Source organism: Rhizobium sp. BK619, from assembly GCF_014195245.1.
GTDB classification, from domain to species: domain Bacteria; phylum Pseudomonadota; class Alphaproteobacteria; order Rhizobiales; family Rhizobiaceae; genus Rhizobium; species Rhizobium acidisoli.
The window spans coordinates 57,454-70,611 of sequence record NZ_JACIBH010000003.1 but is presented as its reverse complement, the minus strand read 5'-3'; the positions used below and the strand labels follow the sequence as shown (position 1 = coordinate 70,611).

The following is a 13,158-nucleotide window of genomic DNA, read 5'->3' as shown; positions in this document are numbered from 1 at the left end:
CCGGGCAACATGGATTATCCTCCCGACGGCAGGTCAATGGCGACGCCTGCGGCCCGCAGTCCCGCAAGGACCCTTTCCTGATCCTCCGGCCGCTGCAAGCGTAGGGAAATCTCCTGGCGGATGTTCGTCATCAATGCCGGCGCGTTGGCAAGGAGCCAATCCTGCTCCAGCTTGGCCTCAGCCGTTTTGCCCGCTGCCCCGAGAATGGACAGCAGGGCAAGGTGGCGCATGGGATTGAAGTCGAGATCGGATATTCTCGACCATTGTTCCGCCGCGTCGATATCGCCCCGCATAAAGGCGCACATCGCCATGCCGCCCGCGTAATAACCTCTGGGGCCGACATTTTTGTCGAATGCGATCGAAACCAACTCGCAGCCCGATTGCCATTTCCCCGCCATCGCCAAACGCAAACCGTACTCGCCCGCAACTTCCACATCGTCGGGATCTGCAGCATAGGCCGCCGTTCCAGCCGCCAGTGCTTTGTCGATATCTCCCCGGAAGAAATTCACCAGCATAACGGCGCGGAGCACGCGGGTATTGTCCGGCGCGAGCGATGCCGCCCGTTGCGCTGAAGCATTCGCCAATTCGAGAGGTTCGGCCGAAGATGGGGTGCCGAGCCTGTAGCGAAATCGCACTTCGTCAAGATAGACAAGGGACAAGAGCGCCCAGGACGTAGCATTATCAGGGTTACGCTGGGTTGCCTGTCGCAGGCACTCGCGCACGACACTATGGCTTTGCGCAGTCATCGTCTGAAGATAGCTATCATAGGCCGGGCTACAGGCTTCAGCATTTTGGTCTGCCTTTAGGCCCGACCGCGCGATCATCGCTGGCTCGGCCTGAAAGATCGCGCCATGGGGCTGCGCTATCGCACCGGCGATTTGCCGGGCGACGTTTGCTTGAATTCCAAGCTTGTTTTGAGCGCGAAAATCGGCATCGAAATTATCGGCCCAGATGACGACCCCGTCCCTTTGGCGCACCAGCCTGGCGACCGAACGTAACCTGCTGCCGTCCATCTGGATGTTGCCTTGCAGCGCGTAGTCGGCAGCAACGGCACGATCACCCGTCGACGGATCGGCGACGACGATGACCTCATCGCGCTGAGCAAGCTGGCCGATAATATCATCCCTCAGGCCGCGGGCGATATCCGCCCTGGAATCGACGGAGCTGCTTTCGGCGAACACCTCGACGGCAACCGTCGGCGAGGCGGCTGCCGGCGGCGGCGCGCGCACCGGGACACTTCGGGCAATAAAAAGTGCGGACACCAGTGCGAGGAGAAGAAAAACGAAGATGGCCGGTAGAGCGATCCCGCGGCCGCGACCCGCCGGCAGCGTCGGAGGGTGCGCCTCCGGAAGTGGATGAGCTTGATTCGCGAGGTCTGCGATCCGAGCATTTTCCGGCTCGTTCAGCGGCGGCGTCATCGCCGCATCGCGGACATATTCGAAATGCGGGACATATCCGCCTTTCGGCATCGTAATAATGACCTCGTCTGCCTGGCCCGCGACGAGATAATACCGTTCCAGGGCCTTTCGTATCCGGCCGGCCTCGATCCGGACGACCGGATCATTCTGCGGATCGAAGGACGCTTCCCTGCCAAAAACCACATTTGCGATGGTGAACGCCTTCAGGAAGCCAGATCGGCCGGCGAGCGTCTCGTTGACGACAAACTCCAGAAAATTTCGGCCGCGCTGCGGCGCGTGAAATTCTTCACTTGCGAGAATTCTCTCGGCCTGCCGGCAGATTTCCTCAGCCGTCGGCCCAAGACTGCTGAATAGATTGACGTTTGTCGCGTTTCTCATGATCGCCCCCACGACAAGATCACGCATTTATGTAAGCTTCTTCTAAAGCATCATATCCGAGGAGCTTGCAGTTGCAAGCATCGCTTCGATTTATCGAGCGCCGGCCGGCCTGGGGGGCGCGGCAAGAGTGGATGCAATTCCTCCCCAGCCCGGTGGGTGGGCAATCCTTGTAGTATCGCGTAGCCTCTCTTGCTCGTCGAAGGTCTTGGGTGCAAATCTATAGGCGGCGCCGGATTTCATCGCCATTGGTTGGGCTCAAAGCCCCGCCTTCGGGGAGACAATCACAATCTATCGCAGCAAACGGTCTTCGATCAGCGTCCGCGCCGCGCATAAAATCGGCCCCGTGCCGACAGTGACCAACAGGCGCAGGCAATCCGGTCTGCTGCACGTTCCAGGCGTCTGGCCTTCCTTGCAAACGACGTTTCCGGAGGCCGCGTCCGGGATAGGGGAACGAGCAAGGCAGAATCCTCGGCGTTGGGTAGGAGCAGATCAGCTCCCGCTGACATTGCTGCAACGCGCGAGGATAATCACGGGGGGAAAGGTTGAGCCCACTTTTCAAAGAGATTCGCGGCAGCCCCATACGCTGGCTGCTGGCCGCTGTGCCGGTGGTGTTCTTGGCTGCGGCACTCTTTCCCGAAGCCCACACGGCGCTTTTCGTCCTGTCGGTGTTGGCCATCGTGCCGCTCGCCGGGCTACTCAGCCATGCGACGGAATCTGTTGCCGCCAAGACGGGTGACGCAGCCGGCGGGCTGCTGAATGCGACCCTCGGAAATCTGACCGAGCTGGTCATCGCGCTGGCTGCGCTACAGGCCGGTCAATATACGCTGGTCAAGGCATCGATCGCCGGAGCGATCGTCACCAACACGCTGTTCATGCTGGGCGCTTCGTTTCTGCTCGGCGGGCTCAAATACCACATTCAGGAATTCAACCGCGCCAGTGCGCGTATTCAGGCCGGCCTGCTTTTCCTGGCTACAGTCGCCCTGCTGATGCCTTCGGTGCTTGGCGGATTGGACACGGCATCGGTTGCCCCGGTCACCCAAACGCTCAGCCTCAGCCTGGCCGTTCTGCTGATCATCGGATACGGCCTGGGGCTGTTGTTCACGCTTGGAACGCATCGAGAATTTTTCTCGTCAGCAGATCATGCCGAGGCCGGTGAGGCGCCGTGGCCGATCGGCCTTGCTCTCGGCACGCTTGCCGGGGTCACCGTCCTTGTGGCCTTGGTGAGCGAGATTTTCGTCGAATCCGTGCAGGAAGCGGCCGTCGCCTTCGGAATGACCCCCGCCTTTGTCGGTTTCATCGTCGTCGCATTGGTCGGCGCCGCCGCCGAAATGGCCTCGGCGTTTTCCGGCGCGCGTAAGAACCGGCTCGATCTGAGCGTCGGCATCGCGCTCGGGAGCGCGTCCCAGATCGCGTTGTTCGTCGCGCCGGTCCTGGTCTTGATGAGTTACGTGATCGGCCCGTCACCGATGGATCTGCAGTTCTGGCCGGGGGCCGTGATGATGATGTTCCTTGCGACGGTGACTGCGATGTTCGTCACCAACAGCGGGCGATCGGCGTGGTTCGTCGGCGTCCTGGTGCTGATGGTGTACATCATTTTCGCCACAACCCTGTATGTCTTGCCGCCGGCAGTGCGATGAGGTTCCGCGTTCCCAAGCAATCAGGCGGCGAACCGCAAACTCAAAAGATGAGGCGGTTGTTCTTCATCGCACTCGCAAAGCAGCTTCGCGTCATCTGGCCGATCCTTTCCGGCATCGTATCGATCATGGTCGCCTCTGGTCTTGCAATTTGGCAGATCGAGGATTGGCGGATCGATGAAGCGCTTTATTTTACCTTCGTGACGGGACTTACGATCGGCTACGGCGATTTCACGCCCAAACATGTTTCGGCACGAATACTGGCCTTGCTCATCGGTTTTGCAGGAATCGTGCTGACCGGCGTCATTGCGGCCATCACAGTAAAGGCCCTGAACGCAACGGACCGAGACGGCAGCAGCTAGATGTAGAGCCGTTCCTAGTCGGATGCGGCATCCCGTCGTTCTCAAGTCCATACATTAATTCGTGATCTCGGGAACGATCCGCTCCCTCGGCGACTTCGTATCCATTGCAGGAGTGTTTTGAATGCGGAGCTGACCCATGAGCCAAGAGCGCGGCCGCAGAAAATTGATGTTGAGACTTCCCGATATCCGGCATCTGCTGGCGAGCATGACTAGTGAGGCCCTCGCTGAAATGTTTGAATCCTACGATCTCGCCGTCGATGCGCTGGAGCGGTTCCGCAATAAGAGCCCCAGCGAAGAGAGGCTGATCAGCGAGTATGAACAGCTCTGCCGCGAAATCGAGCAGGAGGTTGTCGTCTACTGCAAGAACCGGTGACCCCGAAAACGCTCACTGCGACCTATCGGCAGACCGTCATTGCCTGTGCTCGATGCGTTCCGGCAGAGCATCGAGCTTGGCTGGGCCGCTATTTTCCGACACGGTCTGGACTGAGGGCCAGGCCCAGGCTTTCAGAAGCTCGTAGAAGACGCTGAGCACGACCGGCCCCAGAAATAAGCCCAGCAGCCCGTGGGAAAGTGTGCCGCCGATGACTCCGATCAGGATGACCGGCATCGGGGTCGAGAGACCCCGCGCCATCAGCACGGGCTTCAATATGTTGTCGATGAGCATGATGGGCACGGTAATGGCGGTAAAGGCAAAAGCAGCGGCGGGCGACCACGAAAACCACGACCAGATAATAACGGGAAGAAGCACGAGCCCCGGCCCCAGCTGCATCAGGCAAAACATGAAGATCACGAATGTCAGCGCCCCACGCGCCGGGACGCCAAAGAAAGCAAAGCACAATCCGCAGAGCAATGTCTGCAGGAAGGCAACGCCGATGACACCCCGCGATACATTGCGCACCGTGGCTCCCGCCAGCCGGGCAAAGCCGACACCCTTTTCACCGGCGATCCGGTTTGCCAGCACTTGTATGGCCGCCGCCAGGCGTGCTGACCGCGTGAGAAATATTCCCGAAAGCATGATCGAAACGACAAAGCTCAACACACCGCCGCCGATCGAGGCAAGCTTGGTGACGATAACGGCCGTCACTTCACGAATGGGCGCCTGAAACTTGACGATCGTCGCGGCCAGATCGCTTGCAATCTGATTCCAGGCGTCATGGATCCGCTCGCCGACGACGGGCCACTCCCGAATGGCGGCCGGCGCCGAGGGCAGCGTGAATTCCCCCGCCCGCAACTTGCCGATCAATGCCTGCGCGGTGTCGGCAAAATTGACCGCGACCAGAGCCAGGGGCGCAATGATCAGGACGAGGCAAAAGACGACGATGATACTGGCTGCGATGACGGGCCTGTTTCCAAGCAGCCTGCAGAGCGCTTGGAATATCGGGAATAGCGCCACCGCCAGAATGGCCGACCAAATAACGATTAGCGCGAAGGGAGCAATCAAGACGATCGTCCAATAGGCGAAAAGCCCGATGATGCCCAACCGGACAAGATCGCTTATTCTCGCCTCTACTGAAGTCTGCCCTGACCCGGCTCCCTGCGCTGCCGTATCGCCTGTGTTCTCCGCCATGTTCGGCTAAAGCCGTGTTATGACGTCGCGTCGGGCACAACATGGCGGACGCTGAGGTCCTCCACGAAATCCGCCGGCCGCTTCTGACGTTTGCCGAGATCGGGCGCCTCAAACTTCACCCGTTCATACGGAATGGATTGCAGGATGTGCGAGATGCAGTTGACCCGGGCACGTTTCTTGTCATCCGAGGGCACCACCCACCACGGCGCGTGATTGCTATCGGTCATCCGCAGCATCTCGTCATAAACACGCGTGTAGTCCCACCAGCGCTGATAGGATTCGACATCCATGGGGCTGAGTTTCCACTGCCGCAGCGGGTCGTCGATCCGGCGTCTGAAACGGCGTTCCTGCTCTTCCTCGCTGACCGTCAGGAAGTATTTCAGCAGAACGACGCCGCTTTCGACGATCGCCGCCTCGAAGCGGGGCGCCAATTCAAGAAAGCGCTGCGCCTTCTTGTCGCTGCAAAATCCCATGACGCGATCGACGCCGGCGCGGTTGTACCAGCTGCGGTCGAATATGACGACTTCGCCGGCCGCCGGCATATGCGCGATATAGCGCTGCATGTAGATCTGGGATTTCTCACGGTCGGTCGGCGCCGGCAATGCGACGATGCGAAAGACCCGCGGACTGACCCTTTCGGTTATACGCTTTATCATGCCGCCTTTGCCGGCGGCATCCCGCCCCTCGAAGACGATGACGATCCTCGCACCGGATTTCTTGATCCAGGCTTGCAAATGGGCCAGTTCCACCTGCAGCCGCCCGATTTCCTTGTCATAATCCCATGATTTCTTTTTCTTCTTCTTATCCTTTTCGACGCGGCCTGCCTCTCCATCCGTCCGGCTGGGTTCGTAATTCTCGTCCATTTTCTCTCCCTCCTTTTAGCGAAACCTCTTTGTTTTCACACAATTGCGGACGCAAACCGCTGCGCAGCTTTGCCGGAATTGCTCTAGCCTGCCGACGCGGCAGTGCCGGCCTCGCCGACAGTCCCGATCAACGCTCTCAGTGCTTCTTCCCTGCCATTGAAGAGATTGTGGGCGCCGATCGCCTCGATGACCCCGGCACGCTCGAGGATGCCGCGGCTTTCTTCGCTGAGATCGGCCATGGCGAAGACGATATTCCGCTTTGCCAGGATCTCGGCCACGGCGTCGAGCGCGGCTGCGCCGGTGCTGTCGATATGGGTGACGGCGCCGGCATCGAGCACGAGGCATCTGGTTTCGGCGGGAAGTGCCCTGGCCACCGAGGTCAGCCGCGTGCGCACGTAATCGGCGTTGTAAAACAGAATGCTGCCTTGGATGGCGAAGACGGCAGCACCCTCGACGGGGCGCGCTTCCGGAAAGCGGGCAAGATCGAAAAAGCCGTGCCGTCCCTCGATGCGGCCGAGAAGACCGTCGCGGGGAAACATCGTCTGCCGCAAGAGGTAGACGAGGGTTGCCGCAACTGCGACGATGACGCCGTTGAGAACACCGAAGCTGATTGCGCCCCACATGGCGATCAGCGCAAAAATGAATTCCATGCGGCTGATGCGCCAGATCTTTTTCAATTCGTGAATATCGATGAGGCTGATCGCCGCCGTTGCGAGGATTGCGGCGAGCGCGGGAATGGGGAGTATGCGCAGCGCGCTGTGAAGGAACACAAGAGCGGCAACCAGCGTCGCGGCCGATACCAGTCCCGCGGCCTGGGAGACGCCGCCCGTCGACAGGTTTATCGCGGTTCGGGAATCCGAGACGCTGACCGGAAACGAGCCGAACAGAGCGGGCGCGATATTGGCGGCGCCAAGTCCGATCAATTCCTGATTGGCGTCGACCTCCTCGCCGGTTCGCGACCCGAAGCTCCTTGCCGCGACGATGCCGGCGCCGAAACTGACCAGAAAGATCGCGGCCGAACCGAGCACGATCTTATCGAGAGGCATCTGATGCAAGGCAGGCAGAGACAGGCTCGGCAGTCCGCTCGGGATATCGCCGACAACGGCAATGCCCCGGCCTTGGAAATCGAAGATCGCCGAAAGAACGACCGAGAGGACAACCACCAGAACGGGGCCCGGAACTCTGAACCGGAAGGCTTTGACGATCCATAACAAAGCGAACATCACCAGGCCGAGGACGAGCGAAGGCCAGTGGATCAGACTGCTCTTGGCGAGCATTTCGACAAGCGGCGGGATCAGTCCATCCGATTGGATCTTCACCCCCGTGAAGCGGCCGATTTGCCCGACAAGGATCGACAGCGACACGCCGGCGAAGAAGCCGACCAGGATGGGACGGGAGAGAAAGCTCGCGAGAACGCCGAGCCTCAGCAATTTCGCGGCGATGCAGAAGACGCCGACGCCAAGCGCAAGGGCCGAGGCAATGGCGACCCTGTCGACACTTGCCGTCGCGGGTTCGGCGGCGATGATGGCACCCATGGCGGCCGCCAGCACGGTCATGGTCGCAGCGTCTGGCCCGACGACCAAAAGCCGGGAAGGACCAAAGATCGCATAGGCAATCGGCGCAACGATGCTGGCATAGATGCCGGTCTCCGGCGGCAGGCCGGCGATGGCGGGATAGGCGATGGCGCTCGGCAAGCCGACTGCGGCGATCGACAGGCCGGCCGGAATGTCACTGCGGAGCCAGGCTCTGTTGAAGCCGGCCAGGCCCCGCAACATGGGAAGACTTCCTATCACCCCTGGCTCCCTATCTGATGCCGTTGGCCCCCGTGCCGCTCGATCCTTGATTTTGCGGCGCAAGCCTAGGCAGGGTTTTCGCGGACATGGCCTTAGTGTTCGAGGAACACGAAGTTCATCCAGCTGCTCATCCGCAGCAGCACCTTGCGAAGGACAGCGACATGGTGCCAATGATGGGTGTAGACCGCGACCTCGGCGACGACGCCGCCGGGCAATTGATATTCGTCGGTACTTTCGAGCAACTCGATCCGAGCCAGCGTCTGTCCCGGCGAGACGCGCTCGGGCGATTGCGGATCGATCAGCGCACCGCTCGGCTGCAACTGGCCCTGGGCCATCACATCGATGACCTCCTGAACCCGCGCCTTGAAAATCTTGCCGGGCACGGCTTTGAAAGAGACCTCCGCCTCATCGCCGACACGGACGCGCTGCAGCGAGTTCTGGATGAAGGCTGCCGCCAGCATGCGGTCCTGACTGTCGATGAACACCATGACCGGCCGCAGGGGTAGCGGGTTGGCCATCATTCCAGGGCGCAGGAAGACCTGCGTGACGTAGCCATCGGTCGGCGCCCGCACAACCGTCTGGTCGAGTTCGTACTCGGCATTGTGCAATTCCGCTTGCAGCCTTGCGACTGTCGGGTTGGTTCCGTCGATCTCGGACTCATAGGCAAGCTTTGCCTGCACCGCTTGCGCGCGGGCCGTGGCGACCGCAGCCTCCGATGTCAGGTAGATGCCGCGTCGGTTTTCGACCTCGAGTTCGGAAAAGGCCGCACCCTTGCCGCTCGACTTCGCATTCTCGTTTGTCTGCTGGAACTTTTCGAAGGCCTGCTGTGACCTGTCCCTCGTGGCCTCGGCGCCCGTGACCCCTGATTCGGCGGCATCCATGGCGGCTTTCAACTGCAGGACGGACTGCTCAGCCTCGGCGAGCGCCGCTTTCTTTTGATCGACGGTAAACTGATAGGGCCGCGGATCGATGCGAAAGAGGATATCGCCCTTTTTGAGAGGCGCATTCGGTGTCACCGGCACCTCGACCACCTGGCCTCCGACGACGGGAATAACCGGCGCGGAGGTGAAATAGATGCGGCCGTCGCTCGAATAGGGATGGTTGTAGCTCATCAGGAGCAGGAGGGTAGACAGAAGGAAGATCCCTCCAAGGACGGCGGTTGCGAGCGTCCACTGGTTTACCGGGATCCTGAATATTTTGAAGATTGCCCAACAGATCGCGGCGTAGGTGAGTATCAGGAGCAGATCCATCAGGCGTTCTCCTTCTCCGGCGTCTTTGCTTCGAGTTCGGCGATTCTTGCATGGAGACGAGCGATTTCCGCATTCGCCTCAACTTCCGCCGATAATTTTCCGTCCTGCCGGATGCCCCAGCCCCTGTCTTCGCGGTAAAGCGTTGCCCAAATGAACAGAAACGGCCAGATCACGTGGAGCGTGAAGAGGCTGACCCATCCGGCAACATGGATGGCGTCTTGATGGGGATGATTTCGTGCCTTGGCCATCAGGTGGGGAATGTCGTGAATGGCAATCACGGCATAGAAAAGCGTGATCACGACGAAGACCAAGACGCCCAAGGCAAAATAGTCGAGAAACACGGATCCCCCTTCTGGCTTGGTCTGCCCGAGCCAATCTGATCGCAAGCGACAACCGGATAATAAGCCCGTTTCGGCGCAAAGACCCGTAGCATCGCGTAATCTCTATCGAGACTTTCGCAGCCGATCCGGCTGGCGAGATTGCCTGCCCAGGAAGGAAAGATGCGCGATCGCCCGACGATCCCCATTCGTCCTCTCGAATGGCGACCGGGATGCGGCAGTCAGAAGCCGGCGACCGTAGGTTCGCGTATTTTACGTCTCCTGACGGTCCGGCTGTTATATAGTTTTCGCACTGCTTAGCGCAGTTCGTCGGCGGGGGCGGAGATGGCGTCGGGAGAAAGTGGTTCGACATATTTGTCCGCCCTTGAAACGGCAGAGACTTATTTTCCCGACCAGGCGAGGCTGGTGCAGCGGCTTTTCTACGTCAATGAGGCCTTTCACAGCATGTGCGAGGATCTGGCTGCCGCGGCGCAGGCTTTGGCGCATGCCGAACAGTTACCCGACACGTTGAAGGAGGCGCGGCGGCTCGAATATGCAGGCCTGGTCGACGCCCTGTTGAAAGAGATGAGGGAGGCGATTTCACAATCGAAAATCGTGATGCTCCGGCGGTCACCTGTCACCGGCCCAAGAAAGTAAACGCGTCCGTCCTTCAACCGATTCAAGGGAGGTGCATGTGCGATGAAAGCAATTTCCCGCAAACTGCTTGGTGGATTATCGGCTCTGGCGATCATTGTGCTGCAGCCGGCCTTCCCCGCACGAGGACAGACCCCCGCGCCGGCTGCGGCGCCTATCCAGGCCGGCGCCGAACAGCCCGCGGCTGCCCTTCTTTCAGAGGATGAGCTCGAGGTGCTCGTGGCGCGGATCGCGCTCTATCCGGACGAACTGGTCGCGGCGATTTCGGCCGCTTCGCTCTTTCCCCTGCAGATCATCGAAGCGCAGCGTTTTCTGGACGCGACAAAGAAAAGTGCCGACCTCAAGCCCAAAAGCGATTGGGACGGCAGCGTCGTGTCGCTTCTCAACTACCCCGACATTATCAAGATGATGAGCGAGGATCTCGATTGGACTCAATCGCTCGCCGATGCGCTCGCCAATCAACAGAAGGACGTGCTGATCGCCATCCAGCAGCTTCGCGACGAGGCGGTGGCAAAGAACATCATCAAGACGGATGACAAGGTGACGGTCGTCACCGAAAACGATAATGTCATTATCCGTCCGACCGATCCGGAAAAAATCTATATCCCGCAATATGCGCCGGAGATGCTTTACGAGCCCGGCTATGCGTCTGAGCCGATCTCTTATTATCCGGAGCCGTACGACAATTATTACTATCCCGGAGCCACTTTTTTTGCCGCCGCGGTCACTGGGCTCGCCTGGGCGGCCGTCGTTAATTGGGACGACTGGGGGGTGTGGGGCGGTCGCTGGGGCGGTGGTGACATCGATATCGATTGCAACAATTGTCTGAACAATCGCAACTTCAACGGAAAAATGAAGTGGAACGATGTCGACTGGGCGAATGTCGACCGCAGCAAGCTGAGCATCGGCAAGGATCAGCTTGCCAAGCTGGACCGGTCGGCGATCAAGTCAGGACTTCAGACCGACAATCGCAATCAGCTGCGCAACAAGGCAGCAGATATGCAGGCAGGCCAAAGGCCTGGCAATCGCGGGACTGCCGCTCGCGCGGAAGATATCCGGAAAAACACCGCGCAAGGGCTGAAGGCCAAACCGCAGGCGGACAGGCCGACGGCGGCCAATCGCCAGAACGCGTCGCGGCCGGAGAACCGTCCTAATCAATCGGCCAATCGCCCCTCGGCGAAACCCGCGCAGAAATCCGTTAAGAAACCCAGCAAACCGCAGATGGCTGCGAGGCCCGACAATCGCGGGCGCCAGTCGAGCGCACTCGGCAATGTCCAGTCCGGCCGCCAGCAGACCGTCGCTTCGAAACGAGGCGCGCAAAGCATGGGCGCACACCGCCCGGCAGCCCGTCCCGTCCAGCATTCGCGCCCGATGCCGTCTCGCGGCGGTGGCGGCCGCGGTGGCGGTGGCGGCGGCAGGGGACGGAGATAACACCCTTTACGAGCCCATGGAGTTACATCATGAGACGTCAATCGATCGTAATCCCGCTCATGCTTGCGACAGCGCTTTCTACGATGCCGGCGACGCCGGCGCTTTCGCAGGCGCAGACAGATCTCGGCGAATACAAGGCGGCAAAATCTTCGCCGAAATTCGACAGCCCGACTCTCGCCCTCGATCGGCTGAAATCGGTGCTCGGTTCCAACAATATCGGCGATCTTGCGGATCTGCTCGGTCTGAACACAGACAGGCTGCGGGCGAGCAACGAGGCGATGATCGCTTATGGATTGATCCGAGAGGGCGCCGAGCGACAGATGATCCTGAAAGACGCAAACGGTGCCAAAGTCGTTGCGATCGGCGATCGGCTCTGGCCCCTGCCGTTTCCGCTGACCGAGGACAAGGACGGGAAATGGTCCTTCGACACGCGGCGCGGCCTTGAGGAGATCGTCAATCGGCGCATCGGCGAAAACGAACTCGCGACGATCGACACGATGCACGAATATGTGGGGGCGCAGTATCAATATGCCTCCGACGATCGCGACGGTGACGGTATTTACGAGTTCGCCAAAAAATTGATCAGCAGTCCGGGCAAGCTGGACGGCCTTTACTGGGATCCGAGCGTCTCTGCGGAGGAAAGCCCGGCAAGCGCCCTGGTCGAGACGGCCGCCTTCGGCGCCGCCAAACGCGGGGAAGGTTACTTCGGTTATCGCTATCGTATCCTGACCGCCCAGGGCGACAATGTGCTGGGCGGCAAACAAAGCTACCTCGTCAATGGTTATATGACCGGCGGTTTTGCGCTCATCGCCTGGCCGGTCACCTATCGGGTGACCGGCGTGCAGACTTTCGTCGTCAACGGCATGAGCGTCATCTATCAACGCGATCTCGGGGCCCAAACGGAACAGCGCGCCGCCGCGATCAAGGATTTTAACCCGGACGCCAATTGGACCATTGTCAGCGAATAGGGTCTTACAGCACGCGCCTCTTAGACGGGCGCCGTCATCAGCCGCCGCATGCACCCAGAGGCGGCTGACGTGAGGCCTCAGCCATAGCGCGATTGGAATAGCGCTTGTTACCCGTGACTTCCCGCCCAAGCCATTGCGGCAGGGCCGGCAGATCGTCTTCGCCAGCCATTTCGATCTCGGCGAGCGTCAATCCCTCATAGGCGCCGGCAAAAACGTCCACATCCCAGTTTCTGCCCTCGTGCAGGACCCGGTAGCGCGTTTTCTCAATGACGTGGCCGGTCGCATGGCGAAGCAGGTCCCGTGCCTCCTCGACAGGAATCTCGTATTCATATTCGTCTTTGGCGAGCCCTGCCGTGTGGAATTTGATCGTCAAGCAAGCAGAACGGCCGTCAATCAGACGAACACGGACCGAGTTCTCATCGCGAGACAGATAAGCCTGCTGCAGGACATGCGGAATGCCGGCGCAATCGCGCCAGCTATCGTTGCGCACGAGAAACTTGCGCTCGATCTCGATCGCTTTCAC

General features: G+C 60.1%; 13 protein-coding genes. 6 read left to right on the top strand and 7 right to left on the bottom strand.

Going from position 1 to position 13,158, the window contains the following annotated elements; translation table 11 throughout:
• Positions 1 to 14: 14 nt before the first annotated feature.
• Complete coding sequence (locus FHX14_RS06015) at positions 15 to 1,823, bottom strand: hypothetical protein (protein ID WP_003589373.1); 1,809 nt, start codon at positions 1,821 to 1,823, stop codon at positions 15 to 17.
• Positions 1,824 to 2,338: 515 nt separating this feature from the next.
• Here FHX14_RS06015 and cax point away from each other — a divergent pair.
• The 3 genes from cax to FHX14_RS06000 all read left to right on the top strand — a co-directional run bounded on the left by cax (position 2,339) and on the right by FHX14_RS06000 (position 4,165).
• On the top strand, positions 2,339 to 3,433 hold the full coding sequence (gene cax, locus FHX14_RS06010) for a calcium/proton exchanger (protein ID WP_003589375.1): 1,095 nt from the start codon (positions 2,339 to 2,341) through the stop codon (positions 3,431 to 3,433).
• Positions 3,434 to 3,480: 47 nt separating this feature from the next.
• A complete protein-coding gene (locus FHX14_RS06005; RefSeq protein ID WP_157179772.1) occupies positions 3,481 to 3,792 on the top strand; it encodes a potassium channel family protein in 312 nt (103 codons plus the stop codon).
• Between the two features lie 136 nt (positions 3,793 to 3,928).
• Complete coding sequence (locus FHX14_RS06000) at positions 3,929 to 4,165, top strand: hypothetical protein (protein WP_003589377.1); 237 nt, start codon at positions 3,929 to 3,931, stop codon at positions 4,163 to 4,165.
• Between the two features lie 36 nt (positions 4,166 to 4,201).
• Here the strand turns inward: FHX14_RS06000 and FHX14_RS05995 are convergent, their stop codons facing one another.
• The 5 genes from FHX14_RS05995 to FHX14_RS05975 all read right to left on the bottom strand — a co-directional run bounded on the left by FHX14_RS05995 (position 4,202) and on the right by FHX14_RS05975 (position 9,606).
• Positions 4,202 to 5,359: an AI-2E family transporter gene (locus FHX14_RS05995; RefSeq protein ID WP_003589378.1), complete on the bottom strand. Its 1,158-nt coding sequence runs from the start codon at positions 5,357 to 5,359 to the stop codon at positions 4,202 to 4,204.
• Positions 5,360 to 5,376: 17 nt separating this feature from the next.
• Positions 5,377 to 6,222, bottom strand: a complete 846-nt coding sequence (ppk2, locus tag FHX14_RS05990) for a polyphosphate kinase 2 (protein ID WP_184376573.1) — start codon at positions 6,220 to 6,222, stop codon at positions 5,377 to 5,379.
• A gap of 83 nt (positions 6,223 to 6,305) precedes the next feature.
• The gene (locus FHX14_RS05985) at positions 6,306 to 7,997 is read right to left on the bottom strand and encodes a SulP family inorganic anion transporter (RefSeq protein WP_210300968.1); all 1,692 of its coding nucleotides are present in this window, start codon (positions 7,995 to 7,997) and stop codon (positions 6,306 to 6,308) included.
• Between the two features lie 110 nt (positions 7,998 to 8,107).
• Positions 8,108 to 9,265, bottom strand: coding sequence for an HlyD family secretion protein (locus FHX14_RS05980; RefSeq protein ID WP_003589381.1), 1,158 nt, complete (start codon positions 9,263 to 9,265; stop codon positions 8,108 to 8,110).
• Positions 9,265 to 9,606, bottom strand: coding sequence for a DUF3302 domain-containing protein (locus FHX14_RS05975; protein ID WP_003589382.1), 342 nt, complete (start codon positions 9,604 to 9,606; stop codon positions 9,265 to 9,267). Before FHX14_RS05975 ends, FHX14_RS05980 begins: the two co-directional genes overlap by 1 nt.
• Positions 9,607 to 9,927: 321 nt before the next feature.
• Between FHX14_RS05975 and FHX14_RS05970 the strand changes: the two genes are divergently transcribed.
• Genes FHX14_RS05970 through FHX14_RS05960 form a run of 3 tightly spaced genes read left to right on the top strand, consistent with a single transcriptional unit; the run spans position 9,928 to position 12,635 of the window.
• A complete protein-coding gene (locus FHX14_RS05970; RefSeq protein ID WP_184376571.1) occupies positions 9,928 to 10,239 on the top strand; it encodes a hypothetical protein in 312 nt (103 codons plus the stop codon).
• A 42-nt stretch (positions 10,240 to 10,281) separates the two neighbouring features.
• The gene (locus tag FHX14_RS05965; protein WP_184376570.1) at positions 10,282 to 11,667 is read left to right on the top strand and encodes a DUF3300 domain-containing protein; all 1,386 of its coding nucleotides are present in this window, start codon (positions 10,282 to 10,284) and stop codon (positions 11,665 to 11,667) included.
• A gap of 29 nt (positions 11,668 to 11,696) precedes the next feature.
• The gene (locus tag FHX14_RS05960; RefSeq protein ID WP_184376569.1) at positions 11,697 to 12,635 is read left to right on the top strand and encodes a DUF2950 family protein; all 939 of its coding nucleotides are present in this window, start codon (positions 11,697 to 11,699) and stop codon (positions 12,633 to 12,635) included.
• A gap of 37 nt (positions 12,636 to 12,672) precedes the next feature.
• Here the strand turns inward: FHX14_RS05960 and FHX14_RS05955 are convergent, their stop codons facing one another.
• On the bottom strand, positions 12,673 to 13,158 hold the full coding sequence (locus tag FHX14_RS05955) for a CYTH domain-containing protein (RefSeq protein WP_012559465.1): 486 nt from the start codon (positions 13,156 to 13,158) through the stop codon (positions 12,673 to 12,675).

Coding starts and splice junctions, on each gene's coding strand:
- FHX14_RS06015 (WP_003589373.1), bottom strand. CDS start 1,823: ATGCGTGATCTTGTCGTGGGGGCGATCATGAGAAACGCGACAAACGTC.
- FHX14_RS06005 (WP_157179772.1), top strand. CDS start 3,481: ATGAGGCGGTTGTTCTTCATCGCACTCGCAAAGCAGCTTCGCGTCATC.
- FHX14_RS06000 (WP_003589377.1), top strand. CDS start 3,929: ATGAGCCAAGAGCGCGGCCGCAGAAAATTGATGTTGAGACTTCCCGAT.
- FHX14_RS05995 (WP_003589378.1), bottom strand. CDS start 5,359: ATGGCGGAGAACACAGGCGATACGGCAGCGCAGGGAGCCGGGTCAGGG.
- ppk2 (WP_184376573.1), bottom strand. CDS start 6,222: ATGGACGAGAATTACGAACCCAGCCGGACGGATGGAGAGGCAGGCCGC.
- FHX14_RS05985 (WP_210300968.1), bottom strand. CDS start 7,997: ATGTTGCGGGGCCTGGCCGGCTTCAACAGAGCCTGGCTCCGCAGTGAC.
- FHX14_RS05980 (WP_003589381.1), bottom strand. CDS start 9,265: ATGGATCTGCTCCTGATACTCACCTACGCCGCGATCTGTTGGGCAATC.
- FHX14_RS05970 (WP_184376571.1), top strand. CDS start 9,928: ATGGCGTCGGGAGAAAGTGGTTCGACATATTTGTCCGCCCTTGAAACG.
- FHX14_RS05965 (WP_184376570.1), top strand. CDS start 10,282: ATGAAAGCAATTTCCCGCAAACTGCTTGGTGGATTATCGGCTCTGGCG.
- FHX14_RS05960 (WP_184376569.1), top strand. CDS start 11,697: ATGAGACGTCAATCGATCGTAATCCCGCTCATGCTTGCGACAGCGCTT.